Source organism: Trinickia terrae, assembly GCF_005144415.1.
Classification (GTDB): domain Bacteria; phylum Pseudomonadota; class Gammaproteobacteria; order Burkholderiales; family Burkholderiaceae; genus Trinickia_A; species Trinickia_A terrae.
The window spans coordinates 115,989-141,679 of sequence record NZ_SWJE01000007.1 but is presented as its reverse complement, the minus strand read 5'-3'; the positions used below and the strand labels follow the sequence as shown (position 1 = coordinate 141,679).

Here is a 25,691-nt window from a genome sequence, read left to right as displayed (position 1 = left end):
TGTCGAGCTTTGCATAGGAGAACGCCATGCAACATACCGTTATCGCGCTGTTCGACACCTACCCCGAAGCCGAGGCTGCGCGCGACGCGCTGATCCGGGCCGGCTTCGATCGCGACGGCATCGCGCTGCAGGCCCGCTGCGAGCCGACCTACGCCAGCGACGCCACCTCCGCCGCCGATACGGCACCGCCCGCCGACGAAGGCGTGATCGCGAACATCGGGCGCTTCTTCGAGGCGCTGTTCGTGAGCGAGCCACGCCGGCACGAAATCGCGCAATACGCCGAAGCGGTGCGCCGCGGCGCGGTGCTGCTGAGCGCCGACGCGCCGACCGACGCCTATGCCGAGCTCGCGCGCTCGATGCTGGAGCGCAGCGGCGCGATCGACATCGAGGAGCGCGCGGCGACTTGGCACGCGCCCGACGAGACCACCGCAGCCGCCTGGCGCGCGCCGGACGACGAGACCGCCCGCGCCCACTCGCCGCTCGAGGAGCTCGGCATCCGCAGATCGGCGCAGCGGCAACGCTCGCCGGTGCGCAGCTACATGCGGGGAGCGCCGGCCGAGCGCGGCATGGAAGGCGCGGCCGAGCGTCCCGCGACCGAAGCCGCGGCCACTGCCACGGCATGCGGCTCCGCGGCGGGGATGGGCGCGGTCTTTTCCGCAGGCCGCAGCGATCCGGCGGATTCGGGCACGGCGGCTGAAGGCGCAACGAACGCGCCTGCGGGCGCCGCCGCGCCGATTCCGGACGAATTTCTTCAGTACGAAGAGGATTTTCGCGGCGACTACGAGACCAAATACGCAAGCGACGGCTCGCGCTACGAAGACTACGAGCGCGCCTATCGCCATGGCGCAGCGCTGGGCCGCGACTCGCGCTACGCGGAGCCCCGCGCTTGGGAAGACGTCGAGCCGCACGCGCAGCGCGATTGGGAGAGCGCGCATCCGCACAATGCTTGGACGCGCTTCAAGGCCGCGGTGCGACATGGGTGGGAGCGCGCCACGCATCACGATCACCACGCGTGATCGGATTGCGGCCCCGGCTTCGTGCAAATAACAAACGGCGGCGTCCTCATCGGACAGCCGCCGTTCGCTTTTCGACGCAGCGTCGATGTACCCGGATTGCGCGAACTACTTGCTCACGTGTCGCTTCACCCAGCTCTCGTAGCGATGGACGAAGTGCTGCAGGAACTTGCGCGTATCGTCGTTGGTGACATCGCCGTCGGCCGTGATGACGCCGTCGACGTGCTTGATGAACATCTCGGGCTGGCCGAGCAGCGCCACATCAAGGTAGGCAAGCACGTTGCGCAGATGCTGCTGCGAAAGCGCCGTGCCCGTGGCGCCGGGCGACGTCCCCAGCACCGCGCCCGACTTGCCGCCCCACGAGTTCTTGCCCCACGGGCGCGAGCCCCAGTCGAGCGCATTCTTCAGCACGCCGGGCATCGAGCGGTTGTACTCGGGCGTCACGAACAGGAGCGCGTCGGCGGCTTCGATGCGCGCCTTGAAGTGCCGGGCGGACTCGGGAAAATCGGCGTCGTAATCCTGCGAATAAAGCGGCAGCGAGCCAATGTCGAGGAGTTCGAATGCGAAGTCCGCGCTGGCGAGCTTCGTCACAGCATGGGCGAGCGCCTTGTTGAACGACTCGCGACGCAGACTGCCGACAGTTACCGCAATGTTGTAAGCCATTCCTGTTTCCTCACTGTTGGTTGGACGAAACGCGCATACGATACAAGCTTCCGGCAATACCCACCCGACTCGAAAGCGACGGGCTTGTTTTTCATGCAATCCAGCTCTCGGCCTACTCGTCGTGGGTTCCGGCCACATTTTCCACAAAGTTCTCCACAGAATCTGTGGATAAGTTGCCGCCGACGAAACGCAGTTACTCGCGGTTACATTCATGAAACTGCCGTGGCGATTCCCTGACAGTTCGATGGCGATCGCCAGCCCGCCCGTTCGAGCGAAGACTCGCGCAACGCCCGTGCACGCGGCGCGAACGGCTAAAGCATAGTTCGCGATCGACGCATCTGCATCCGCCTGTTCCTTCGGGACGTATTGAAGCGTGCAAGAGCCGGATGTCATCGAAGCGGTGGGGATGCGCCGCCAGTCACAAAAAATTTTCATCCCGACTGTCATATCCGCCGGCGAGCGCCGACTCTAGCTCCGGAAGCCAATTTCAAGGCTCCATTTCCAACCTAAAGGAGAGTCAAGATGAACAAGCAACTGATCGCCGCTGCCGCCTTCACCGCCGTCCTGGGCGCCACGCTCGCGAGCCCGGTCTTCGCCGCCGACAAGGAAAAGTGCTACGGCATCGCCAAGGCCGGTCAGAACGATTGCAAGGGCAACAACCACTCGTGCGCGGGCCAGGGAACGAAGGACATGGACAAGGGCGAGTTCAAGGCCGTCCCCGCCGGCTCGTGCGAGAAGATGGGCGGCTCGCTGCAGCCCGGCATGTAAGTCGTCCACGCCGGCGCGCCGCAATTCGCGCCGATACTGGCAAGATGGGCGGCTGCGCGTCACGCGCGGCCGCCATCTCCACCATCACGAGCCATCACAGGACGGGACGCTTTCGATGAATCCGCAGCCTCAGCAGCTTGGCGCAGGTCTCGGCCTGCGCGGACCGCACGTCGCCGGCGTGCTCGCGGCGTGGCCGTCGGTCGGATGGTGGGAAGTCCACAGCGAAAACTATTTCGGCGGCGGCGAACCGGTCGCCGCGCTCGAGCGCGTGCGTGAGCACTATGAGATCAGCCTGCACGGCGTCGGTATGGGGCTCGGCAGTCATGCCGCGCCCGACGCCCAGCATCTGCAACGCCTGAAGGCGCTCGTGACGCGCATCGAGCCCGCGCTCGTCTCCGAGCACCTGTGCTGGAATCGCGGCGCAGGCCGGTATTTCAACGATCTGCTGCCCGTGCCGCGCATCGACGGCGCCGTGCCGCTGATCGCCGCGCATATCGATGCCGTGCAGGAAGCCCTCGGGCGCCGCATTCTCATCGAGAACGTGTCGGCGTATGTCGCGTTCGAAAACGAGACGTGCACGGAGGCCGAGATGCTGGCCGAGCTCGTCGCGCGCACCGGCTGCGGCGTGCTGCTCGACGTCAACAATCTCTACGTGAACGCGCTCAACCTGAAGACCGATCCGCTCGCGGAGATCGCGCGGCTGCCGCTTGGCTGCGTCGGCGAGATTCATGTGGCCGGGTTCGAATGGCTCGACGATGTCGCGATCGATACGCATGGGGCGAGCGTCTGCGACGCCGTGTGGACGCTGCTCGATGCGGCGCTCGAGCGCTTCGGGCCGGTGCCCGTGCTGCTCGAGCGCGATACGCACCTGCCGCCGCTCGATGCGCTCATCGACGAATACCGGCAGCTCGAAGCGCGTGTGGCCACGGCACGCGAGCGGGCGATGGCGCCCACGCCGACGACGGAGGCGCACTGATGTCGAGCTACCACGACACGCTCGAGCGCTTCGCCGCCGCGCTTGCCGACGACACGTGCGAGCCCGCGGGCCTCACGGCCGCAACACGCGCCAACATCGGCGTCTACCGCAACAACGTGCGGCTCAACCGCATCGCCGCGCTGACCGACGCGTTCACGCACGTCGTCACGCTCGTCGGCGCGGAGTATTTCCGCGCGCTCGCGCGGGCTTACGTCATCGCCACGCCGGCCACCTCGGCCAACCTGCACGACGACGGCGCCGGCCTCCCCGCTTTCATCCGACGCTTCGCGCCCGCCGCCGACCTGCCCTATCTCGGCGACGTCGCCGAAGTCGACTGGCTGATGCAGCGCGCCTACTTCGCCGACGACGGCACGCCGGTCGCGGGCGTTGCGCTTGCCGCGCTGGGCGCCGAGCGGTTTGCCTCGGCGTCGCTGCGGCTCGCGCCCTCGGTGGGCGTCGCGCGGTCGGCGAAGTGGCCGATCGCCGATATCGTCGCGATGCACGAAGGCGGTCCGGCGGCCTCGCTCGATGCGGGCGGGCAAGCCGTGCTCGTTTGGCGCGATACGTTCACGGTGCGCTGGCGCAAGATCGGCGGAGACGAGGCGCAAGTCGTCGCTGCGCTCAGCGACGGCAGCAGCATCGAAACCGCTCTGTCTCTCGCGACCGGCGACCCCAGTTCGTTGCTCGCACAACTATTCGCTCATGGGCTCGTCCATGACATAGAGGAACCCGAAAATGCAAACCACTAATCTTGCCGGCCGCTTGTACGGCCTACTGGAAGCCGTCGCCATCGCGCTGCAGCCGCTCGTCGCGCTCGCCGTGCGGCTCTACATCTTCCGCGTGTTCTTCGTGTCCGGCCTGCTCAAGCTGCGGGACTGGGGCAGCACACTCTATCTCTTCACGAGCGAATATCATGTACCGGTATTGCCGCCGGCCGTCGCCGCCGTGATGGGCGCGGGCGGCGAGCTGATCTTTCCGATCCTGCTGCTATTCGGATGGCGCGGACGCTTCGCAGCGGCGGGCCTGTTCGTCGTCAACCTGATCGCAGTGCTCTCCTACCCGGGGCTCGAGCCTGTGATGGTCAAGGACCACATCCTGTGGGCGGTGCTGATCGCCTACCTCTTCTTCCACGGCGTCGGACGCTGGTCGCTCGACGGCATCCTCTATGGCGCGAAGTCCGCGAGGCTGCGAGAGGAACACGCTTGAGGCCGGTGTCGCCGCGCGCCGCGCACGATGATCCGGCCTATCTGGCGCAGCTGCGCCGCGACCTGCTGCGCTTTGCGCGCCTGCAGCTGCGCGACGCAGCCGCCGCGGAAGACGCCGTGCAGGAAGCGCTCGCCGCCGCCTGGACGCAAGCCGAAAAGTTCACGGGACAATCGGAGCACAAGACCTGGGTATTCGGCATCCTGCGCCACAAGCTCATCGACACGCTGCGCGCCCGGCAGCGGACCGTCAACGTGTCGGCGCTCGAGTCGGAACTCGACTCCGAGACGCTGCTCGACCGCGAACTCTTCAAGGACAACGGCCACTGGACGCCGCATGCCAAGCCGCGTCCGTGGGCGACACCGGAGACCGAGCTGCAGCGGCAGCAGTTCTGGCGGTTGTTCGAGGCGTGTCTCGAGCATCTGCCAGAGCAGATCGGACGCGTGTTCATGATGCGCGAATTCCTCGATTTCGAAACCGAAGACATTTGCACCGAGCTCGAACTCACCGCGAACCATTGCAGCGTGTTGATCTATCGCGCGCGGCTCAGGCTGCGCACGTGTCTCGCCGAGAAAGGATTAGGCAGAGAGGACGCGAATGGGGAAATGTAAGGACATCACGCGTCTCTTGTCGGACGCGCTGGACCGGCGGCTGACCGCCGGAGAATGGCTGGCCATCGGGGTCCATCTGCCGACTTGCAGCGGATGCCGCAACTTTCGCAAACAGATTGCGCAGTTGCGCGATGCGTCGCGCGAAATCAGTGGGACGGATCGGGAGACGCCTGAAGAGCCGCGGAGCTGAGGTATCGCTTGCGTTGGCCGCGTGTACGCGCCGATGCAAGCACGACGCTTGTCATCCTAAGACAGCGCGTCCCGCAGCGCGAGTGTCAGCGCGAGCCCAACGACAGAGACGATCGTCCGCAATATCGACCGGACCGAACACGGTCTGCTTGAGCTTCAGGCCGAAGTGTTCGCGCACCATCAGAAGCTCCGTCGTTCACGTGCCAGAAGACGCCGATGGCAAGCGCAAGCAGCGAGCCATGCATCGCGCTCTGCCGGTCACGACCGGCGCGACGATGTCGACCGTCGTCGTGGTGGCGACAGTGGCCGAGCCGGTCGCCTAGCGCAGCGCGAACGAAGCGGTCAACTGCACGATGTTTTGTATTGGTTTGACGCATCGCGTGACGCGCTGGCGTGGGGGCGGATGGAAAGCGCTCCATCAGGGCAAGGCCGGGCTGTTAGTTGCGGACCAAACGTGCGGGCGGGCGCTTACGGTGTGTTGGCTAGGGCTTTCACAGGCCGCGTGCGCTCGCATGCATTCCCGTCAATCGAACAACGTCTTGACTGCTTCTGGCGGGCGGCCGATCACCGCCTTCCCGTCGCGCACGACAATCGGGCGCTGCAGCAGAATCGGATGCGCTGCAATTGCTTCGCATAACTGATCATCTGTCAATCGATCGTTGTCGAGGCCGAGTTCTTTGTATGGCGCCTCGTTGTCGCGAAGCATGTCGCGCACCGAGCCGCCCAGCATCTGGTGCAACTCCTTGAGTTGTGCAACCGTGGGTGGATGCTTCAGGTATTCGACGATTTCGACAGATTCGTTGGACACCTTCAAGGTGTTGTCGACGAGATCGCATGCACTTCGGGACTTGGAACAACGGGGATTGTGATAGATCGTGATCATGAGGTTGAGGCGTTGAAGCGAGAATTTGAAAGGCGATTCATTGTAGCTGGAGACGAGTTGGGGTGTTGTTGGAGTGAACTTGCGCGGTGGCAGGAAGAGCAAGGAGGAGTGGGCAGTGGTTCGGCGCGAGCCGTGAGGTGCTCAGGGCCGGTCGCGATTCAGAGGGCGGCTTCTGTGAAGGACATTCCAGCGGAGCGAACGAATTGACCAGGCTTATACAACCGATCGATAAGAAAAGTACCCAGGGGTTTTAAATTTGCCACGATAAGTCGATGGCGTATGGCTTTACGGTGACTCACCAATTCGCACTCTATATGCTACGTAAAACGTTTTAGGCGATTGTTCTTGAAGCCCGCAATCAACGATTTAACGTAGTTGGGCCGCCCACTGAAGAGCCTTGACCAACGTCCAGCGCACGATCGATCGATTGGGATTTATTGGCCTAGGTGAAAGCGGCGTGCGTCGGCGGATACTCTTGCGCGCGATACACCTCCGAGAATCACCCCAGCCGCCAGATTGCTCCTCGCAAGGAGCGAGAACATCAGGCGGCCGTACATATTACGAACGCGGCCGAATTTCGCAGCAAGTTTGCCTCCGCTGTATCCCATGCGCTGAAATTTGCTCCCGCCGTGAGGCGGATACGGCGTGTACGTCGGCAACCCGAGGGGCAGTGGCAAATCCAGTCTGCCTTTCGGCCTCGACCTTGAGCGTTTATGCGCATAAACCCGGCACGCGCTCAAAGACTCCATCATCCCTAATTCGCCAGCCGAGCCCACTTGCAAGCGCGGCCGCATGGGATCACGCGGTCGCGCAAACGGCGTCACGAGAATCTTGCAAGGGGCGATACAAACTGACGTTCGTACCCCAGCAGGCATCGCTTGCAGCCTCAGTGAGGATGTGGCAACTGAATCGATCGGCCGCGTCAGCAACCCAATCGACTCCATAACGAAGGACACCCTTTGCCGCCGGTCGGCCTCCTTTATGCGCATAAACATTCCCCGAACGGCCAATTCGTGGCATCGCGGCTACGAAATGATTGAAATGAAAATATTTCCCGGTAAAATTCACCAACCTCTATAAGGGAGTGAAAAAATTGGCAGCGGAAATCGTCGCGGTAACTCAACAAAAGGGCGGGGTCGGTAAGAGCACAATTGCCATGCATCTCGGGGCGGCCTTCCACGAAAAAGGAAAGCGCGTCCTCGTCGTGGATGCTGACGGGCAAAACACGCTGGTTCACTGGGCGAGCGCTTCTTCCGAGGGCGATTCAGGCATCCCGTTTCCGGTCGTGAACCTCTCGGAAGCCGGTGGCCAGATCCATCGCGAAATCAAGAAGTTCATCAACGACTATGACATCATCGTCGTCGACTGCCCGCCGTCCATTACCGAGAAGGTCTCCGGTGTCGTCTTGCTCGCTGCGACAATCGCAGTCATCCCCACCTCGTCATCACCAGCTGACTACTGGTCGAGCGTTGGGCTCGTCAAATTGATCCAGCAGGCGCAGGTCATGAACGAAGACTTGCGTGCCGTGTTCCTCCTCAACAAGACGGAAGAGAAGCGAATGTTGACGCGCGAACTCAAGCGCGCGCTGGAAGAGCTCGGCTTCCCCTTGCTGAAAACTCAAATCCCGACGCGCGAGGCCTACAAACAAGCCATGGCGCTCGGACAAACGGTGCTCCAAATGAGCGACCGAGGCGCGAAGCTCGCCGCCGTCGAAATCCGTGCATGTGCGGACGAAATTGCCGCCTTGCTACCCTGAATTTATGCGCATAAAGGACCCTGAATGAAACCCTCTCAATTCGCCAAAGGCTTCCAAGCGCGCCCAGAAACGACCAGCAGCGAAAAAAGAACAGCGCTTGACCGCCTGAATGCGATCGACGGCATCGTCAAGAGCGAAGCCGCCACTCCGGCTGCAAAAGCACCCGGGCGTTCAAGCCAGCCGCTCGTGGCCGTGCCGCAGGAGAATGATCCGACGCATGAGAACGAATCGCTGCAATATCGCGCGTGGCGCATCGAGCACGGCTACACCCACGGCCAAGTCATCGAACTTCCGCTCAAAACAATCAAGCCAAGCCCGTTCAATCCGCGGCATTTTTATTTGAAGTCGTCAATTGCCGAATTGGCGGTCAACCTCGCCAAGCAAGGTCAACAGCAAGCCATTCATGTCATTCCCGACTACGACAATCCTGGCACTTACTTCGTCAGCGACGGCGGTCGACGCGTTCGGGCGCTCAAGGAAGCCAACAAGGAAACGGTCAAGGCCATCGTCATCGACCTCCCGATCGGCATCCAGAGCTACAAGCTCGGCTATGACCTGAACGTTCAGCGCGATTCGCAAACCGTCTTCGATAACGCGGTCGTCTGGCGGCGCTTTCTCGACGACAAGCACTTCCAAAGCCAGAAAGAACTTGCCGAACATCTCGGCCTCGATGAATCCACGGTCGCCGTCGCGCTCTCCATCGCGAAGTTGCCTGAAGCCGTGATGCAGGAAATGGTCGCCAGACCGGATCGTTTTGGCTCGAACATGGCCTATCAGGTCGGCCGATATCATTCGGCACGCGGGGTCGACGCCACGCTGCGGCTCATCAACAAGATCCTTTCGGATGACCTGAGTACGCGGCAAGTCGCCGATATCGTGAAGGGCAGGGCTGCGGGCACGCCCGAAAATGCAAAGCCCGCAGGACGCCAGCGCTATGCGCAGCGGATGGAGATCAAGCTGGATGGCGTATCCGTCGGCGACCTGAAATCCTATGGCGACGATCGGCTCGAATTGCGCTTGCGCGGTTTATCGAAGGAAAAACGCGATGACATCCTGCGGCAGATCGAGCACATGCTTCTGCCGAATTAAGCAGGATCCAACAAAAAGGGAATCAAAGGACGCCGCGCCGCTCAGCGGCGTTACGCCGCACGCGACTGGCTGAGCGTGAACGACAGCAGATCGCCGTCGGTTGGTTCGCCCCAGGTCTTTCGAGCCAGCCAATCAAAAAACGCCGTTTCGGCGAGCTTCGAATTCAGCCCGCGCCGGCGCCAGTCGTCCCGCATATGGGCGCCGAGCTCCGGCAGCACATCGGTTTCGAACGATTGCCGTGCGAGTTCCTGATCGGCCTCACCCTGCTCGTCGTAAAGCGCCTGAGCTTCCTTGCGCCGATACACGGCGTACTCGCTGAGCAGGCGCGCCTTAAGATCGTCGGCCGGCGCAACTGCCGCCGCCTTGCTGTTGCCCGCCGACGGCAATGCCTCCACCGGCGGCGCATAACCCTTCTTCAGCGCATCCTTGAAGAGCGCCGGGGCGCTGCGTACCGGCGGCAGCGCCGTGCTGCGCATGCGCTGCTCGGTCATCTGCAAGGCGGCGCGAATTCGGTTTTCTTCGCTGTCGGCGTAAAGCGTCTGGGCTTCCTTGAGCGGAATGCCGATCTTGACCATGCGGTCGACCAGCGTGCTGTCAAACACGTTCGGGTGTTCGTCGAGCGCCAGCATCGGTTGCTTGCGTTCGGTTACGCGAAACTGAATTTCGGCAACCCGGCGTCCCTCCCGATGCTCGATCAGTTCGACGAAGATATTGGTCACCGCATTGACTTCCGCAATAGCCGGACGCAGATAGTCGCGCTTGAAGTACTTGTATTCGCGCTTGGCTTCGTCGCCAGCTTCGGTGTCGGGCGTACCCGACAGGATCGGCCGCCACCACTCCCACGACTCGCGCATCGTCAGATGGCTGGGATTGGTCAGATAGCGCACGCAGATTTCGTAGAGTGCAAGGCCCGCGCTGCTGCGCAGCTGGCTCTGGAACTGGAGACTCAGGCGCGCGTATTGGACGGGGTCCAACAGCTTCTTCTTGATCTTCGGCGCAAACGAAAATTCGACCCACACCCGGCGGGTCGTCGGATCTTCGAGAATTTCCGCATCGGCGATCAGCGTCGAGATGCCCCACTTGCGGCCAGGCTTCTGACTCGACGTGCCCTGACTCCACTCGACTTGAACCGACACCATGCGCCGCAAGTGCTCCTTGACGAGTGCCGTATCGTTCGAATCGAACGCCGAATTCGCGACGATATCGGACAGCAGCGCGCGGTAGGTGTCGCCCGACTCGTCGGCCTGCTGGGCCACAGCAAGGAGGACGTTGAACAGCTTGCGCGTGAGAAGCGTAATCTTGCCGCTCTTGGGCTGAATCGCGATCGCTTCGACAGCTTTACGCAATTCGGCCGAGCTTGCGCTCACCACATCCACGTCGGTTTTCTTCGCGCGCTTCGTTGCCATGCGTCGGGTCGAAAGGAGATTTTTCGAGAGGATACCGATTGCGGTGATGCACGTCTATAGGCACGCTCTCACCGTTTCCCGGTGAAGCCAGTTTACGAAGCATGACTCACTTCGGTGATCTCCCGCAAAAGCTCACCTCACCGAAGCGCGGTCTCGGCTAGACCTCGTTGCCGGTCGCCGGATAGCGGGAACTGTGTGCTTTCGGCGTGCCCAGAAGCCGCCTCAATCGATTCCCGAATTGGCTCACCTCAAAGTCTGTCGTTATTTCACGACGCGACTTTGCTCGTGACTCAAGGCGGGGCGGGGCCCTGAGCAACATCGAGCCGGATTTCGATCGCGTGCGCTCGAGCCACGCCAAAACAGACCAGACGATCAGGTGGCAAGGCAAACAACGGCAGCTGGAACGCTGCGGCCGAATCGGAGCGATAACGGGTAACAAGGTGCGCCGCGGCGTGCCGCCAGTGCGTCCCAAGCACCGCAGCGGTTCCGCTCTCGGCTACCAGACCGTCACGCTGCGTCAAAAACGCGCCAGGCGGGACTGGGTCTGCCCCCGCATTGCGCGTCTCGTCCCACAACCCGCCAGAAAGAACGAAGACCGGCATCGGCCACAAAAATGTCACCGCCCAATGCCGGCGCTGCGCTTACCGACACCTCTTGTGCTGCCGCAATGCCGGACACCAGGCCTGCGCCCCGAGCTCACTAAGCCGCACGAGATCCAGGCATGAAACTTTCATTTCATGGCCTTTCTCGTACGGCCCGCCTGCACTCCTGTAAATCCTCACCATTGTTCCAACTAAGAGCCGCCACCAGTCCGCCTCTCCCCGCACAGGCATCTCGAAACACCCGAATTTGACACCCGGAAAACCTCACCTTTCGATTCATTCGCTCCCAAATAGGAAAGGAAATCCGGGCCAACCCACTCTCCCGCAAAAGCTCACCATTGAAGCGCTCAGCGAAAATGTTCAATCGCATCCGGGACTTATCGCTTGCGCCTCAAGCACTTTCGATCGTGTCAAGCTCCCGTATTACCTCACCTTTGGAACTGGCACGATCCACCGTACAGCTCCCTCGACGCGTCGAACAGCTCCCGAAAAACCTCACCTCAGTCGAATCCCAGGATCTTCAATCACGCTCACCAACCAACTATCACGGGCATTTCGCCGCGAGTAACCGCCAACTTCTCTCGAAAACGCCCACCTATCGACGTCGCCGAGTCCAATTTGACTCCCGCAAACCCTCACCTTTAGCATTAGCCGAGCCCATTCGAAACCATCGCTTACTGGCAAAAGAGTCTCCCGAATAAGCTCACCTTGCAGGGCAAACCGGTACCTCGATCGACGAATTCGCCCCGCTTCCATGCAAAATGCATCGCCAAGGTCCCGAAAACCCTCACCTTAAGGTCCAGTTGCACAAATCTTGAGCAAATTTGGCCGCCCACTCCCGAAAAGACTCACTCCCGAACGCTGTTTACTCCCGTGATGCCTCACCACTTGAGATTTCAACCCGTAAACCGGCGCTCAACCCGGGCTCATAGGCATTCCCGAATGCCCTCACCACCATGCTTTCTTTCCCCAAGAGCCGCGATGATGCCGCTAAAGGGTCTACGTAAGGCACACTCCTGAAAAACTTCACCTTTGCAAAGGCCATACGTGAGCCAATGCTCCTGAACCCGCTCACGTCCTGTCCCGCAGCGGCTCACCGCCGGCCCCGAACCCCATCACTCGGCTATCCCGCAGCTCCTCACCACGCTTCCTGTAAAACCTCACCTTGTCGGGCTGTCTCCCTTGTCCCACAAGGGTTTAGCATGTCGTTAACGTTTTTAACAAGGTTCAATGGTGTTTACTTTTATTACTCTCAAGAGCACCCCGCGAGCTCTCGAAAAAACACCGTCCAAGCATCCAGCATTCCGCTTCGTGAAACACTCACAAAAGCCTAGAAAGCAGTCAGAATCTTTTTAAAACAAAAACTTATCGCGTGCTCTTCGCTTTGTTTCACGAAAAAACATGAGGGAGACCACTGTACGGACCCACCTCGACGGAGAAAAAGTACCGATTCGGCAAAACTGCAACAGCCCCTTCAAGAAACGTATCAAACGCTACGTAAATTGTTATTATTTATCCCTCTTAACGAGGCAAACGAAAAACATCGATGACGCTCGACGAACAACGGCAGGCCATCCGGCATGAGCTAGAAACGTTACGGGCCAACGGGGCTCGTCGCCAGGAACTGTCGCTTCACGCTTGCAAGCGATTGTTTTTCGATCTGGGCATTCGTCCATCGATGGCGACCGTACGTGACCTCACGCAAACCGGCAGCGCCAGCGACATCCCAAAAGACATCGATCATTTCTGGGAACGTATTCGGGAGGCTTCGAAAATTCGTGCCGGAGCGGGGTCAATTCCGAAAGCGCTCGAAGAAAAAGCCGGCGAGCTGCTCGGTGAGTTATTCGAAGCGGCTCGAGTTCACGCACGCGCGATGCTCGACGAGGAGCGCCATGAAACACAGACCTTCATACAAGCCTCCGAGGAGCGAACCCGACGAGCGGAAATTCTTCGCGAGGCTTCCGAAGAAGCCAGGCAACGGGCGGAAACGCGCGCCGATGCGGCCATGGAGCACATCCGCGAACTCGAAACCGAGTTGAGCGCTGCCGCCACTCGGCGTTCGGCGAATCACGAAAACGCGCAGAGCGCGGTCCAGCGACTTGAGGCGGAAAAAGAAAACCTCCTCAAACGCCTTGAGACCGAACAAGCGGCCAACGCCACACTGCGCGACCGAATCGATGCATTGCACACCGAGTTGCGGCAAAGCACCGAGCACTATGCGCAACAAATCAAAGACGCGATCGCCGAAGCAGAACGGCGTGTGAAGCCGATGCTGGTGGAACTCGATTCGCTACGCAGCATGGCGGCCACTTACCAGTCGGGGATTCGGGACGCGAGCCGCAAGGAATTCGATTTTATTCAACAGCTTAGCGTCGCCAAGGCCCGTGGCGACCGGCTCGAGGTCCAAGTGCGCAGCCAATCCGAAGAGCTCGACGCTTTGACGCGCGAAGCCGACGGCTTGCGTGCCCGGGGAAGCGTCGACCCCGCGCTCGCGACACTGCTCTGCTCGTTGGCGGCATCAGGCCGCCTCGGTGAGAATGAATTGAGTTCGATCGGCAACGTCCTCGACGGTTACGTGACGATTCCGCCGCGTTGCCCGAAATGCGAGGACGGTGAGCCCGAGCTATCGCAGGCGGGCACCGGTTACGAACTGCTATGCCCGGAGTGCGAGCATTCGTCGGGGGCCGGGTTGTCCCGGTTCGAGGCCGTTGCGCGGTTCTTGAACGACCGGGAAGCGCTGTAGCGGCGCGTGACGCATACGACCGGGGGGCGCGGCGAAAGCGTCACTCAGCGGCCAAGGTGAGAGAATTCGGGATTCAAAAGGTGAGTGTTTCCGGGATTTTCGAGACCACCGTTCTACGTCTGTCGGGCTTTTCCAAGCAGTGACGGTGAGCTTGGCGACGACGTTTATTGCGCCGATTCGATTCGCTGCTGAGATTCAGCAGCGTCATGCCAGCTTTCCCAGGCTCGATGCAATCGATTGACCGAGACCACCTGCGCGAACCCAAGCCACGCGCCGACCAGCTCGACGGATGCGCCGCTTTCGAACAAATCGGCCGCGAATGTATTGCGCAACGTCTGTGGGCTTGCGCGAGCGGTTCTCGATTGCGAAATGCCGGCTGTGTCGATCAGGGCGTCGACGGCGCGCAGCATGGTCGCTTTGTGCATGGGGCGCCCTGATGGTGACGCCGGAAACACCAATTCCCCTGCGAGTTCAGATAGACGCCGCTCCGCCAACCATGCTTCGAGAATCGCGACCGCAAATGGCGAAAGACGCGTGCGCCGGGTAAATGCCGGATTGGCTGCCTCGATCGTTACCCACGGCTTGCCTGTTTCGACGCAACTAATCGTTAATGATCGAGCTTCGCCGGTTTTCAGTCCGGCGCCGAGGAAAACCGCGATCAACGCGCGGTCGCGTTTCTCTCTCCACCGTTGACCGGGTGGCATGTCTCCCAGCGGCGAGAATAAATGGGCGACGAGCGCCGCGCGCTCGGCCGAGGTGAGAAACCCCGTCGGCTCGTTGTCACGCGCATTGCGCCACGCCGCTTCGCCGTCTTGTGCGATGAAGCGGGCGGGATTGGTCGATGCGGATTCGATCTCGCGCACGTGGTCTAGCACCCGTTCAATCAGGCGCAAGTACCGTACGCGCTGGGGTTTTCGTATCGGCAGATCGCCGACGAAATGGGCGATGGTCGCGGTGCCGACGGTTTGCAGATTCTCGTGCCGCAATGTGAGCCAATCGAGGAAGGCTCCCCATTGCGCGCGATAGACCTCGGCGGAAGAGCGCCTGAAATGCTGCTTCGCCAACCAGGCATCAAACGCGATGTTCGGACTGCGGCGCCAGTCTTCCCGCTGCTGATCGAAGAGGTCGGTATCGGGCGCTTGTGGATTGGCCGAACCGGACGAGTGCGAAGCGACCATCGCTGCTATTCAGTTAGTTGCGCAAAGTTCGAGTATCGCACGGCCGGATGGCGTGTCGAAGACCGCTTGGTCTGCGCCTCGCGATGGGCGTCTTCATACGCCGCGACAGCGAACGCGAAGGCGGCTGGGAGCGCATTCGACTGGCCGAAATCCACGACATCGTCGGTTTCCGGATAAGGCATATCGGCAGGCCGCTGAAACAGGGAGAGCATCAGTGCCTCATGCCGGCTCGCGAAGCCCAGGTCGGCAAGCGCCTCGGCCTCGATCGCATGCAGCAACCGCCAGGTCAGCGGAACGCCTTGCACGATATAGCGTGCGGCAATGCTGCGAACGATGTGCTCGAGATCGCGCGCCGCGGCCTGGAAGCGCAGCGCGGCCAGTTGTTGTTCTTGCATGGCGGGCTCCTGTCGATGCGTATACTGTACAAATATACAGTATCTGGCGCAACCTGACGGAACTGCCAGTTGGCAAGCGCTAGCCGTGGATCACCACGAGCAGGGCCTTCGCCTCGCCCTTTCCGGCGTTGCGGATCGCATGTGGCACGTCGGCGACGTAGCGCGCCGTATCGGCGGTTTTCAGGCGCCTCGTAGTGCCGTCCGCTTCGATTTCGATCATCCCTTGCAAGACCGTCAGGTGTTCGCGCGTGCCCGGTTCGTGTGCGTTCGAGACCAGCGCCCCGCCCGGCTGCAGCGTCAGTTCGTACCACTCGAACTTGCCGGCCAGCTCGATCGGCCCCCAGACGCGCAGTTGATATTTCGCGTCGTGCCCGTCGAGCGTGGGGATGTCGTGCGGACCGGCGACGCTGATCGTCTCCGGCGCCTTCTGCGCCGCAAACAGCTGATCGAGGCTCACGCCGAGCGCGTTGGTCAGGCGCCATGCGACGGCGATCGTCGGGTTTGCCTTGTCGCGCTCGATCTCCGAGAGCATCGACTTCGAGACGCCCGCCGAGCGCGAGAGATCGTCGAGCGTCAGCTTGCGTTCGGTGCGCAGCCGCTGGATCTGCTCGCCCACGCGCGGCGGCGTGGCGGGTGTTGCCGAGACAGATGCAGGCGCTGCCGCGCGCCGGGTTCCGGAGCTTGCCATTTGATTTCCGATCGCTTAGAGTTGTTCGCCATACCGAACTTTAGTTCGAAAAAACGAAAATGTCCGGTAAATTCGCCGAGCGACTATAACAGCAACAGGCCGCCGCATTGCCGGACACCCCGGCGCAGGCGGCACATCGACCCTATCAGGAGCCATTCGATGCGTGACACCTATCTCGCCCACCTGCGCGGCACGATCGACCAGATCCGCGCCGACGGGTTCTACAAGACCGAGCGCGTGATCGCGAGTCCGCAGTCGGCCGACGTGCGGCTCGCGAGCGGCGACGGCGTGCTGAACTTCTGCGCGAACAACTACCTCGGCCTCGCGAACGACGCGCGCCTGATCGCGGCGGCAAAGGACGGGCTCGAGCGCGACGGCTTCGGCATGGCGTCGGTGCGTTTCATTTGCGGCACGCAGACCGTGCACAAGGACCTGGAACAGGCGCTCTCGCAATTCCTCGGCACGGACGACTGCATTCTCTATTCCAGCTGCTTCGACGCGAACGGCGGCCTCTTCGAAACGCTGCTCGACGATGCGGACGCCATCATCAGCGACGAACTCAACCACGCAAGCATCATCGACGGCGTGCGTCTGTCGAAGGCGAAGCGCTATCGCTACAAGAACAACGACCTGGCGGATCTCGAAGCGAAGTTGCGTGAAGCCGACGCGGCCGGCGCGCGCTTCAAGCTGATCGCGACCGACGGCGTGTTCTCGATGGACGGCATCATCGCCAACCTCAAGGGCATCTGCGATCTCGCCGACCGCTACCGCGCGCTGGTGATGGTCGACGATTCGCACGCGGTCGGCTTCATCGGCGAGCATGGCCGCGGCACGCCGGAGCATTGCGGCGTCGAGGGGCGCGTCGACATCATCACGGGCACGCTCGGCAAGGCGCTCGGCGGCGCATCGGGCGGCTATGTCGCGGCGCGCAAGGAGATCGTCGAGCTGCTGCGGCAGCGCTCGCGCCCCTACCTCTTCTCGAACACGCTGACGCCGAGCATCGCGGCCGCTTCGCTCAAGGTGCTCGAGCTGCTCGCGAGCGACGAAGGCGCCGAGCTGCGCCGCCGCGTGCGCGCGAACGGCGAGCACTTCCGCAGCAAGATGAGCGCGGCGGGCTTCACGCTCGTGCCGGGCGAGCATCCGATCATTCCGGTGATGCTCGGCGACGCGCTGGTCGCGTCGCGCATGGCCGATGCCTTGCTGAAGGAATGCGTCTACGTGATCGGCTTTTCGTTCCCGGTCGTGCCCAAGGGCCGCGCGCGCATCCGCACGCAGATGAGCGCCGCGCACACGAGCGAGCAGATCGATCGGGCGGTGGCGGCGTTCACGCGCGTCGGCCGCGAGCTCGGCATCATTCCGGCCCAGGCATAAGGAGCGCACATGAAAGCACTCGCAAAACTCGAACGTGCGCCGGGCCTCACGCTCACGCGCGTGAAGAAGCCCGAGGTCGGCCACAACGACGTGATGATTCGCATCCGCCGCACGGCGATTTGCGGCACCGACATCCACATCTGGAAGTGGGACGACTGGGCGCAAAAGACGATTCCGGTGCCGATGCACGTCGGCCACGAATATGTCGGCGAGATCGTCGAGATGGGCCAGGAGGTGCGCGGCTTCGAACTGGGCGACCGGGTATCGGGCGAAGGCCACATCACCTGCGGCTTCTGCCGCAACTGCCGCGCGGGGCGCCGCCACCTGTGCCGCAATACGGTCGGCGTCGGCGTGAATCGCGAGGGCGCGTTCGCCGAGTATCTCGTGATTCCCGCGTTCAATGCGTTCAAGATTCCGCCCGAGATCTCGGACGATCTCGCCGCGATCTTCGATCCGTTCGGCAACGCGACACATACCGCACTGTCGTTCAATCTCGTCGGCGAGGATGTGCTGATCACCGGCGCGGGGCCGATCGGCATCATGGCGGCGGCGATCGCGAAGCATGTCGGCGCGCGCAACGTCGTGATCACCGACGTCAACGACTACCGCCTCGAACTCGCGCGCAAGATGGGCGCGACGCGCGCGGTCAACGTCGCGCGCGAGTCGCTGCGCGACGTGATGTCCGACCTGCACATGACCGAGGGCTTCGACGTCGGCCTCGAAATGTCCGGCGTGCCGAGCGCGTTCACGGGCATGCTCGAGGCGATGAACCACGGCGGCAAGGTTGCGCTGCTCGGCATTCCGCCCGCGCAGACGGCGATCGACTGGAATCAGGTGATCTTCAAGGGACTCGAGATCAAAGGCATCTACGGACGCGAGATGTTCGAGACCTGGTACAAGATGGTGGCGATGCTGCAAAGCGGGCTCGATCTGTCGCCGATCCTGACGCACCGCTTCGCGGTGGACGACTACGAGAAGGCGTTTGCGACGATGCTGTCGGGGGAGAGCGGAAAAGTCATTCTCGACTGGACGGCTTGATTCTCTCCGATTGCTGTATCGAAGCCCCGCCGCCCGATCAGGGCGGTGGGGCTGTCGTCATCATGGGGGCTGCGAATCCTGCCCGGTAAAAAATTTTGTCGACGCATGTCGATCTCACGCCGGCTCGTTCGTCGTAGTGTTGTGATCCTGCTGTTCCGTCACAGATCACCGATTTCCGAACGTCACCCTATTCCAAGGAGCTGTCGCCATGTCCGCATCGACCGTCAAACCGATTCCCGAAGGCATGCATTCGCTGACCCCGCACCTCGTCTGCGCCGGTGCCGCGGAGGCCATCGCGTTCTACATCAAGGCATTCAACGCCGTCGAAGGAGTGCGCCTGCCCGCGCCGAACGGCAAGATCATGCACGCATCGCTGAAGATCGGCGATTCGACGCTCTTTCTCTTCGACGAAATGCCCGAGCACGGCGCGCTGGGGCCGAAGAGCCTGAAGGGCTCGCCCGTCACCATTCATCTGTATGTCGAGAACGTCGATGCGACGGTCGAGCGCGCCGTGGCCGCTGGCGCCAAGGTCACGATGCCTGTCGCCGACATGTTCTGGGGCGACCGCTACGGTCAGATCGAAGATCCGTTCGGGCACCGGTGGTCGGTCGCGACGCATGTGCGCGATGTCAGCCCCGACGACATGCAGAAGGCGATGGCCAACGCATGCGGCGGACAGGGCTGACGCCGATGCGCCGCAAATGAAGTGAGTCAGGTCGGCGCGGATTGCCTCACCGGTTGGTCCGCGCCCGTCTTTTCGCTTCGGCTCCCGTTAAATCTCACCTTTCCCGCGAAACCTGCTGCCAATTCGTTGTGTCAGCTCCCCGCCTTCGGCTTCACGAACTCCGCCTGGATGCGCACATGCACGTCGTCGCCGACGGCCGGATACCACGTTGTCAGGCCGAATTGCGCGCGGCTGAATCGCCCTTCCGCCGAGAAGCCGAGCTTGTCCTCCTTGGTCAGCGGATCGGGCGCAAAGCCGTTGAATGTCACGTCGAGCGTGACCGGACGCGTCGTGCCGCGTATCGTCAGGTCTCCTGTCAGCTTGCCGGCCGCCTCGCCGGTGCGCTCGAAGTGCGTGCTCGCGAAGCGGATTTGCGGATTGCGCTCGACGTCGAACATGTCGGCACCCTTCACGAGCTTGTCGAGTATCGGCACGTTGGTGTCGACGCTCGCCGCATCGATCGACGCCGTGACGGTGCTCGCATCGAGACCGCCCGCGTTCCAGTCGAGCGCGGCGCTGGCGCGATCGAAGCGCATCGTGAAGCGCGAGTACTTCAGGTGATCGACGTCGAACACGATGCTCCAGTGGTGCGGGTCGAGTTCGTAGTGTCCTTGCGGCACGCGGGCTTCGGCTGTGCTGACCGAGTGCGTGACGACTTGCAGCGGCGTGCAGCCTGCGAAGAGCGCGGCGCCGGCCGCGATTCCCAGCGCCATGGCCCAGCGCGCGGCTGCCGTGCGAATCGTGCGATTTCCGAGTTGCGTCATGTGGTGTCGATCCAGAAGGTCGAGGCGAGGCCGATATCGATCGTGCGGCGTCACGATAGCGCAGATACCGGCGATGCGATACCCGCCGGAAAAACCTCACATACGTGATGGCTAATGCCGTCCGGCATTGACATGGTGGAACGATCGTTCCACCATGTGACGCATGACGACATCGACCGAAAACGCCTCTACGCCAGGCGCGCGCGAGCGCCTGCTCGACGCAGCTGAAGCGCTCATCTATGCCGACGGGATTCACGCGACGGGCGTGGACGCGATCGTCCGCGCGTCGGGTACCGCGCGCAAGAGCTTCTACACGCACTTCGAATCGAAGGACGCGCTCGTGGCCGCGGCGCTCGAGCGCCGCGACGAGCGCTGGATGGCCTGGTTCATCGAGGGCACGCTAAAAAGCGGCGACTCGCCGCGTGCCCGGCTGCTCGGCGTGTTCGAGGTGCTGCGCGCGTGGTTCGCATCCGCGGACTTCCACGGCTGCGCGTTTCTCAACGCTGCCGGCGAGATCGCGTCCGCCGACGATCCGATCCGCCTCGTCGCGCGCGAGCACAAAGCGCGCTTGCTGGCGTTCATCCGCGAGCTGTTCGACGCGTACGCGGCGGCTGCCGGTCACGATGGCCGCTACGCGGCGAAGCTGTCACGCCAATGGCTGATCCTGATCGATGGCGCGATCGGCGTGGCGCTCGTCAGCGGCGAGCCCGACGCCGCACGCGATGCACGCGCCGCGGCCGAGCGGCTCTTTGGCGACGAACCCGAATCCCCGCGCTCGCCTCCGAGGCGCGCGCGGTCACGTTGATTTTCGACCGCTGCAGGCTTGGGGTTAGCAGCGCTGAAGCGCTAACTCCAAGCAACCGCAGCATGGGATCAGAGTAGGCGCTAAAGCGCCAACTCTGATCGACCGCTGTGGACTTGGAGTAAGCGCTGAAGCGCTAACTCCAAGCAACCGCAGCATGGGATCAGAGTAGGCGCTAAAGCGCCAACTCCGATCGACCGCTGTGGACTTGGAGTAAGCGCTGAAGCGCTAACTCCAAGTAACCGCAGCATGGGATCAGAGTAGGCGCTAAAGCGCCAACTCTGATCGACAGGAGAAACGCATGTCCGCTGCGCCTGAAACCCGCCCGCCGCTTCCGCCGTTCACCCGCGAAACCGCGATCCAGAAAGTCCGCGCGGCCGAGGACGGCTGGAATACCCGCGACCCCGAGCGCGTGTCGCTTGCCTATACGCTGCAAAGCGTCTGGCGCAACCGCGCGGAGTTCGTCACCGGACGCGCCGAGATCGTCCAGTTCCTGAGCCGCAAATGGGCGAAGGAACTGGACTACCGGCTGATCAAGGAACTGTGGGCCTATACGGCGAACCGCATCGCGGTGCGGTTCGCCTACGAGTGGCATGACGATTCGGGCAACTGGTTTCGCTCGTACGGCAACGAGAACTGGGAGTTCGACGAGCATGGGCTGATGGCGCGGCGCTTCGCCTGCATCAACGACTTGCCGATTCGCGAGGCGGACCGTCTTTATCACTGGCCGCCCGGGCGCCGTCCTGACGACCATCCCGGCTTGTCCGAGCTGGGGCTCTGACTCTGATTGTCCATCCGAGCATGCCCTCCATACGCCGCGTCATTTCGGTGAGTTACAGTGCGCGGCGGGCAGCAAGATCAAGACCAATAACGCGCCGGCCGACGGCCGGCAATGGAGCGGACATGGGGTGTGGGATGGTGGCAAGGAACGCGGCGCGCGTGGGTGCGGCGCTGTGCTCGGCGTTGATCGGATTGACGGCATCGAATGCGCAGGCGGCGGATTGGTGCGGCGGGGGTGTCTGGGTCGACGCGATGGTCGGATCGAAGCACATCAACCCCAAGAAATCTTTCGAAGACTTCAATCCGGGCCTTGGCGTCGAGTGCTGGCTGAACGGCCAGTGGGCGCTGACCGTGGGCGGCTACCGCAACTCGCTGTCGCGGCCTTCGTGGTACGGCGGGGCCGTGTGGGCGCCCGAGTTCGCGCATTGGAGCTTCGTGCGGCTCGCGGCGATGGGGGGCATCATCTCCGGCTACAACTACGGCGACTGGGGACTGGGCCGCAATCACACGATTGGCCCCGTCGCTGCGCCGATCGTGATGATCGACTACAAGCGCGTGGGGATCAACTTCATCCTCGTACCGCCGATTCCTTCGGATAACTTGCCGTTTACGGTGGGGTTCATGTTGAAGGTGAAGTTTTGAGGATTTTGAGTGCGCCTCGGGTCACTATGGGACATCAGGCCAGTACGATTTGGCTTCCTGAAAAAGCTCACCTATGCCAACGCGGATAGGCCTTGGGAGCCGACGACTGGCCGGTGCTCACCGACGATTGCGTATGCGGTTGAAAAATTCCAGCGCCAGACCTTTGTCCACGAACTCAGGTTTGACGCGTCGAGTGGGCGCTAACGGCCAGGTCGAAGAGCTCCTGTGCTCGCGAAAGTTCATCCAGCGCTCGATCCAGTCGCGATACAGCTACTGCGTGTTCGGTATCCGAAATTTCATCTTCGGCTTTGCCTCGAACGGCACGAAAAGCCAAATCGACGTTTCGCGTCGCTTCAATGAAGCGATGTGCGGCGTTCGCTTCGTTCGAATGGGTGACGGTGGGCATGTTTGCTCCGCGTTCAAGGATTCGGCCTGCTCGCATGGTTCGAATGGGCCGCAGGGACGTTGCTCATCGGAGCAACGGATTCGCCTGAAGGCATATCGAAGAGGTCCCGCGTAAATCCACGCGCACGCTCTATCGATGGCCGGCTGCGAAAACGTCTCGTCAGCTCGATCCAGGTTTCGAAGTCGCCTTTGCGCGACGCCTGGTTGATTGCGGCGAGGTCCCGCGCTTTCACGAGGCTCGGCTGGGCGAGCCGAACGAAATAGGGCGTCTCGAGCTCGACCGCGAGCACGATCGGATAGCTCTTGCCGGGCTGCTCGCCCGCCTGCCCGATGCACTCGACTACCGCGGTGCTCAGCGCAGCCCCCGGCGCTTTTCCTGTGCTCACATTGCGCAGCAGTTCGGGGTATGCCCTGACTTTGCTGCCAATGCTCAGCTCCGTCGGAGACGAACAGACCAGCGCGAAGTGGTGCTCTCTACGGCGCCCCGACGGAAGCGTTTTTGGGCTCGTGATGAACGTATGAGGTGGCAATGGCCGCACTTGACCGTTCGAGTCGATCCACGCGTTCCAAAGAAGAACGTCCTCTCGCTTCGCGTTGACTGCTTTGAGGTTGCTCGACGCCGGTGAGAACAGGGCCATGAGCGAACCGATGCGGTGCGCCGCCCCCTTTGCGCTGCCGTCCAGCGGCTGGCTGATGCCCCACAGAAAGCGTCCGCCGCCCAACCTGCGTTCCCATTCCTTTCGAAGCACGATTGTGGGAAGCGCTTCGCCAGACTCGTTGCCTATCTTGGTCCAGCAAAACGTGGGCGGTAGGTGCTTCAGTGTCATTCACTTCCTCGGAACGGTGCCGTGCGGCGATCCCGGTGGCCAATTCAATAAGCGTTAATGTATAGGTATAATGCATGGAATGGAAGCCCCGGACACCGATTTTCCTGTGCAAGATCTGCTGCGCCGACTCGCGGAAGATCATCGCTCGTCCAGCGAAATAGCGCGGCTTTCGGGTGTCAGTCAACCGACTGTCTCGCGGCTTCGCTTGTCGAACGCGCAAAGAATGCGCCGAAGCGCGTCATTCAATAAGCTATGCAGTTTCTATGGCATCGAGGTGCGTCTTTCGGGCAAGCGTGCCGCCGGCTACAACGAGTTGCTGTGCAACGCGATCATCGAAGCGTGGGATGGCTCGGACGAGCATGGGCGCGCGCTGCTCGTGGTGATCGAAGGTTTGAAGGGGCTCAGCGGCCGATCCGAAGGATCGACGGGGCCCTTGATGGAAGGGCGCCATGGCGGTGCTTGATGGCGTGTCGAAATCGTTCGTACTCTTTGTGAGCCACCCATATGAGGCGAGTGGTCGTCCGGCGGTCGCCGGTTCATGGAAAAGGCGTGTTCGCGCTGCGGCCGCTGGCGGCAGGCGAGCGTGTGCTGGAATTCAAGGGCGAAGTCACGAGTTGGCACAAGGCGTCGAGGCGATCCCGGCTCACCGGCGTCGAGGGGCATACGTTTCTTTTCGGTTTGTCGGACGGCCGCGTCATCGATGGCAGTCAAGGCGGCAACAGCGCGCGGTGGCTCAATCACGCATGCGATGCGAACTGCGAGGCCGTCGAGGAGGAGGGGCGCGTATTCATCGAAACCCTTACGGACATTGCGGCGGGCACGGAACTCTTTATCCGTTACGGGCTGACCGTGGGTGAGCCGTTGACCGACGAAGTCCGCGCGCAGTACGCCTGCCATTGCGGGGCTGCAACCTGCTCCAGGTCCATGTTGGCAGTCGCGAGTTGACTCCCCGGAAAATCGACTTTGACGACGAAGCGAAAGAACAGCACACTGGCGCGCAGAAATTAGAAAACAACAAACCGGCCGTTGCTTATGTGGAGATGAACGAACTCTTGTCTTGGCCGGAGGAACACAAAGAAATAGCGCCATGGCAACGATGATTCCGGCCTTCGGGCCCAAAGAACCACAAAATTGGGGCGAAGTAAGCCGGGGCCAACCTGCAGACTGACCCCGTCAAGTGGAAGCAAACGATCGCAAATGCTCTTGCGACCTTGTACGGCAGAGGGTTCATTACCAAACCCGCAGAAGGGCATGTACGTTCCCGTGGACGACGAGGATTGATCGGCGCCGCTATCCGCCCCGGACCGATAAGACGCCTGTGACTTTGCGGCAGGCCGACGCGCAGTCAAAAGTGAGCTTTTGCGGGAGCAACGGCATAGGCTAGGGCCTATCGGCGGAAGTCATGCGTGAAACCCGAACGCGCAGCGCTATCTCGCGCGCCATATCGAACCAAAATACTGGCGCCGCCGCGGGAATGGTGAGTATTTTCGGGAGCACGAAGAAGGATGTCGTTGGCGGTGGCCGTCCGTCGAAACCGGCAATAACGGTCACGCCCTTCTAAACGATGTGTGGAACGTTGGCGCAGCCGTAAGCGAAGACGTCCGGTCCCGGACGTCTTCCAAATACGAGCGCGTATCGATTCCGCAAATTCCGTATTACTGCGCCGCCGCCAGCTTCACGCCCGGCCGCGACGCCTGCAGCGTTTCCTGCTGCCCCTTGCGCTGGTCGTAGACCTGCTCGATGCCCTTCTGCGTGACTTCTTCGAGGAACGCCAGGCGCGCGCGATAGTAATCCGCGTGCATCTGTGCATCGAGGACTCGCTGTTCCGCCTGAAACAGCTCCATGCGCAATTCGTTCAGCGCGCGTTCGGCGTGTTTCTCGGGAGTCGGTGCGTGATTTGAAGCCCAGTTGGCAATCCACCGCAGCATGATGAGCCCTCCTGTTTTGTAGTGCTCTTTTACCGATGAGAAACCGATTTCATTCCGCTGACCCTGGCAGCCGGTTCCGGTCATCAGTGCGATCAAGGCTATCAAAATCTAGACATTGCGAGTGTTACTTTCAATACATGTTGCGAAACCGATGCACCCCTGATTTCACGGATTGGCATTGTCGCCGGCGTTCGGCAAGATCGTGTGGAATGGGGCTTTTGCATCGATGCATGTTCCGTTGACGAGG

At 61.9% G+C, this 25,691-nt stretch carries 29 protein-coding genes; 19 read left to right on the top strand and 10 right to left on the bottom strand.

Annotation, left to right across the window (positions count from 1 at the left end; translation table 11 throughout):
• The first annotated feature begins 26 nt into the window (after positions 1-26).
• Complete coding sequence (locus FAZ69_RS14595; protein ID WP_136895661.1) at positions 27-1,016, top strand: hypothetical protein; 990 nt, start codon at positions 27-29, stop codon at positions 1,014-1,016.
• A gap of 105 nt (positions 1,017-1,121) precedes the next feature.
• Here the strand turns inward: FAZ69_RS14595 and FAZ69_RS14590 are convergent, their stop codons facing one another.
• Positions 1,122-1,676, bottom strand: a complete 555-nt coding sequence (locus FAZ69_RS14590) for an NADPH-dependent FMN reductase (protein WP_136895659.1) — start codon at positions 1,674-1,676, stop codon at positions 1,122-1,124.
• A gap of 522 nt (positions 1,677-2,198) precedes the next feature.
• Here FAZ69_RS14590 and FAZ69_RS14585 point away from each other — a divergent pair.
• From FAZ69_RS14585 to FAZ69_RS34220, 7 genes are all read left to right on the top strand, one after another.
• Positions 2,199-2,444, top strand: coding sequence for a BufA1 family periplasmic bufferin-type metallophore (locus FAZ69_RS14585; protein ID WP_136895657.1), 246 nt, complete (start codon positions 2,199-2,201; stop codon positions 2,442-2,444).
• A gap of 115 nt (positions 2,445-2,559) precedes the next feature.
• Positions 2,560-3,420: an MNIO family bufferin maturase gene (gene bufB, locus FAZ69_RS14580; RefSeq protein ID WP_136895655.1), complete on the top strand. Its 861-nt coding sequence runs from the start codon at positions 2,560-2,562 to the stop codon at positions 3,418-3,420.
• Positions 3,420-4,169, top strand: coding sequence for an HvfC/BufC N-terminal domain-containing protein (locus tag FAZ69_RS14575; RefSeq protein ID WP_136895653.1), 750 nt, complete (start codon positions 3,420-3,422; stop codon positions 4,167-4,169). The genes bufB and FAZ69_RS14575 overlap by 1 nt, the downstream gene beginning before the upstream one ends.
• Positions 4,156-4,626, top strand: coding sequence for a DoxX family protein (locus FAZ69_RS14570; protein WP_136895651.1), 471 nt, complete (start codon positions 4,156-4,158; stop codon positions 4,624-4,626). Before FAZ69_RS14575 ends, FAZ69_RS14570 begins: the two co-directional genes overlap by 14 nt.
• A gap of 5 nt (positions 4,627-4,631) precedes the next feature.
• Positions 4,632-5,234: an RNA polymerase factor sigma-70 gene (locus FAZ69_RS14565; protein WP_136895867.1), complete on the top strand. Its 603-nt coding sequence runs from the start codon at positions 4,632-4,634 to the stop codon at positions 5,232-5,234.
• Complete coding sequence (locus FAZ69_RS14560; RefSeq protein ID WP_136895649.1) at positions 5,221-5,424, top strand: zf-HC2 domain-containing protein; 204 nt, start codon at positions 5,221-5,223, stop codon at positions 5,422-5,424. Before FAZ69_RS14565 ends, FAZ69_RS14560 begins: the two co-directional genes overlap by 14 nt.
• 199 nt (positions 5,425-5,623) lie before the next feature.
• Entirely contained in the window at positions 5,624-5,746 is a 123-nt protein-coding gene (locus FAZ69_RS34220; RefSeq protein ID WP_255451535.1) for a hypothetical protein, read from the top strand.
• Between the two features lie 200 nt (positions 5,747-5,946).
• Here FAZ69_RS34220 and arsC read toward each other — a convergent pair whose 3' ends face one another.
• Entirely contained in the window at positions 5,947-6,306 is a 360-nt protein-coding gene (arsC, locus tag FAZ69_RS14550; RefSeq protein ID WP_136895647.1) for an arsenate reductase (glutaredoxin), read from the bottom strand.
• Positions 6,307-7,399: 1,093 nt separating this feature from the next.
• Between arsC and parA the strand changes: the two genes are divergently transcribed.
• Positions 7,400-8,062, top strand: coding sequence for a ParA family partition ATPase (gene parA, locus FAZ69_RS14545; protein WP_136895645.1), 663 nt, complete (start codon positions 7,400-7,402; stop codon positions 8,060-8,062).
• Positions 8,063-8,086: 24 nt separating this feature from the next.
• Positions 8,087-9,151 carry a ParB/RepB/Spo0J family partition protein gene (locus FAZ69_RS14540; RefSeq protein ID WP_136895643.1) on the top strand — a complete coding sequence of 355 codons (1,065 nt, stop codon included), beginning with the start codon at positions 8,087-8,089 and terminating at the stop codon, positions 9,149-9,151.
• A gap of 50 nt (positions 9,152-9,201) precedes the next feature.
• Here FAZ69_RS14540 and FAZ69_RS14535 read toward each other — a convergent pair whose 3' ends face one another.
• The gene (locus FAZ69_RS14535) at positions 9,202-10,557 is read right to left on the bottom strand and encodes a replication initiation protein (RefSeq protein WP_169708649.1); all 1,356 of its coding nucleotides are present in this window, start codon (positions 10,555-10,557) and stop codon (positions 9,202-9,204) included.
• Between the two features lie 2,148 nt (positions 10,558-12,705).
• On the opposite strand from FAZ69_RS14535, the gene FAZ69_RS14530 reads away from it, so the two are divergent.
• Complete coding sequence (locus tag FAZ69_RS14530; RefSeq protein WP_136895639.1) at positions 12,706-13,902, top strand: DNA-binding protein; 1,197 nt, start codon at positions 12,706-12,708, stop codon at positions 13,900-13,902.
• Positions 13,903-14,066: 164 nt separating this feature from the next.
• On the opposite strand, the gene FAZ69_RS14525 is transcribed toward FAZ69_RS14530, so the two are convergent.
• The 3 genes from FAZ69_RS14525 to FAZ69_RS14515 all read right to left on the bottom strand — a co-directional run bounded on the left by FAZ69_RS14525 (position 14,067) and on the right by FAZ69_RS14515 (position 16,163).
• Positions 14,067-15,080: a tyrosine-type recombinase/integrase gene (locus FAZ69_RS14525; RefSeq protein WP_136895637.1), complete on the bottom strand. Its 1,014-nt coding sequence runs from the start codon at positions 15,078-15,080 to the stop codon at positions 14,067-14,069.
• A gap of 5 nt (positions 15,081-15,085) precedes the next feature.
• Complete coding sequence (locus FAZ69_RS14520) at positions 15,086-15,475, bottom strand: DUF2471 family protein (RefSeq protein ID WP_136895635.1); 390 nt, start codon at positions 15,473-15,475, stop codon at positions 15,086-15,088.
• A 79-nt stretch (positions 15,476-15,554) separates the two neighbouring features.
• Positions 15,555-16,163 (bottom strand): helix-turn-helix domain-containing protein, encoded by a 609-nt coding sequence (locus FAZ69_RS14515; protein ID WP_136895633.1) that lies wholly within the window; start codon positions 16,161-16,163, stop codon positions 15,555-15,557.
• 159 nt (positions 16,164-16,322) lie between these two features.
• Here FAZ69_RS14515 and FAZ69_RS14510 point away from each other — a divergent pair, with 159 nt between their 5' ends.
• The 3 genes from FAZ69_RS14510 (at position 16,323) to FAZ69_RS14500 (ending at position 19,257) form a co-directional block, all read left to right on the top strand.
• Complete coding sequence (locus tag FAZ69_RS14510; RefSeq protein ID WP_136895631.1) at positions 16,323-17,534, top strand: glycine C-acetyltransferase; 1,212 nt, start codon at positions 16,323-16,325, stop codon at positions 17,532-17,534.
• A 9-nt stretch (positions 17,535-17,543) separates the two neighbouring features.
• The gene (tdh, locus tag FAZ69_RS14505) at positions 17,544-18,572 is read left to right on the top strand and encodes an L-threonine 3-dehydrogenase (RefSeq protein WP_136895629.1); all 1,029 of its coding nucleotides are present in this window, start codon (positions 17,544-17,546) and stop codon (positions 18,570-18,572) included.
• A gap of 208 nt (positions 18,573-18,780) precedes the next feature.
• Positions 18,781-19,257 carry a VOC family protein gene (locus FAZ69_RS14500; RefSeq protein ID WP_136895627.1) on the top strand — a complete coding sequence of 159 codons (477 nt, stop codon included), beginning with the start codon at positions 18,781-18,783 and terminating at the stop codon, positions 19,255-19,257.
• 131 nt (positions 19,258-19,388) lie between these two features.
• Here FAZ69_RS14500 and FAZ69_RS14495 read toward each other — a convergent pair whose 3' ends face one another.
• Positions 19,389-20,009, bottom strand: coding sequence for a YceI family protein (locus tag FAZ69_RS14495; RefSeq protein WP_136895865.1), 621 nt, complete (start codon positions 20,007-20,009; stop codon positions 19,389-19,391).
• 214 nt (positions 20,010-20,223) lie between these two features.
• On the opposite strand from FAZ69_RS14495, the gene FAZ69_RS14490 reads away from it, so the two are divergent.
• The 3 genes from FAZ69_RS14490 (at position 20,224) to FAZ69_RS14480 (ending at position 22,284) form a co-directional block, all read left to right on the top strand.
• Positions 20,224-20,865, top strand: a complete 642-nt coding sequence (locus FAZ69_RS14490; RefSeq protein ID WP_136895625.1) for a TetR/AcrR family transcriptional regulator — start codon at positions 20,224-20,226, stop codon at positions 20,863-20,865.
• A gap of 298 nt (positions 20,866-21,163) precedes the next feature.
• Positions 21,164-21,643, top strand: a complete 480-nt coding sequence (locus tag FAZ69_RS14485; RefSeq protein WP_136895623.1) for a nuclear transport factor 2 family protein — start codon at positions 21,164-21,166, stop codon at positions 21,641-21,643.
• A gap of 134 nt (positions 21,644-21,777) precedes the next feature.
• Complete coding sequence (locus FAZ69_RS14480; RefSeq protein ID WP_240702233.1) at positions 21,778-22,284, top strand: hypothetical protein; 507 nt, start codon at positions 21,778-21,780, stop codon at positions 22,282-22,284.
• Positions 22,285-22,459: 175 nt separating this feature from the next.
• On the opposite strand, the gene FAZ69_RS14475 is transcribed toward FAZ69_RS14480, so the two are convergent.
• Both FAZ69_RS14475 and FAZ69_RS14470 read right to left on the bottom strand, forming a co-directional pair.
• Positions 22,460-22,690, bottom strand: coding sequence for a hypothetical protein (locus tag FAZ69_RS14475; protein ID WP_136895619.1), 231 nt, complete (start codon positions 22,688-22,690; stop codon positions 22,460-22,462).
• A gap of 13 nt (positions 22,691-22,703) precedes the next feature.
• Entirely contained in the window at positions 22,704-23,516 is an 813-nt protein-coding gene (locus tag FAZ69_RS14470) for a hypothetical protein (RefSeq protein WP_136895617.1), read from the bottom strand.
• A gap of 79 nt (positions 23,517-23,595) precedes the next feature.
• Between FAZ69_RS14470 and FAZ69_RS14465 the strand changes: the two genes are divergently transcribed.
• Together FAZ69_RS14465 and FAZ69_RS14460 are read left to right on the top strand one after the other, a co-directional pair.
• Entirely contained in the window at positions 23,596-23,979 is a 384-nt protein-coding gene (locus tag FAZ69_RS14465; RefSeq protein ID WP_136895615.1) for a helix-turn-helix domain-containing protein, read from the top strand.
• A gap of 41 nt (positions 23,980-24,020) precedes the next feature.
• Positions 24,021-24,461 carry an SET domain-containing protein gene (locus tag FAZ69_RS14460; protein WP_136895613.1) on the top strand — a complete coding sequence of 147 codons (441 nt, stop codon included), beginning with the start codon at positions 24,021-24,023 and terminating at the stop codon, positions 24,459-24,461.
• Between the two features lie 710 nt (positions 24,462-25,171).
• On the opposite strand, the gene FAZ69_RS14455 is transcribed toward FAZ69_RS14460, so the two are convergent.
• Positions 25,172-25,540: a hypothetical protein gene (locus tag FAZ69_RS14455; RefSeq protein ID WP_439654770.1), complete on the bottom strand. Its 369-nt coding sequence runs from the start codon at positions 25,538-25,540 to the stop codon at positions 25,172-25,174.
• Between the last annotated feature and the right edge of the window lie 151 nt (positions 25,541-25,691).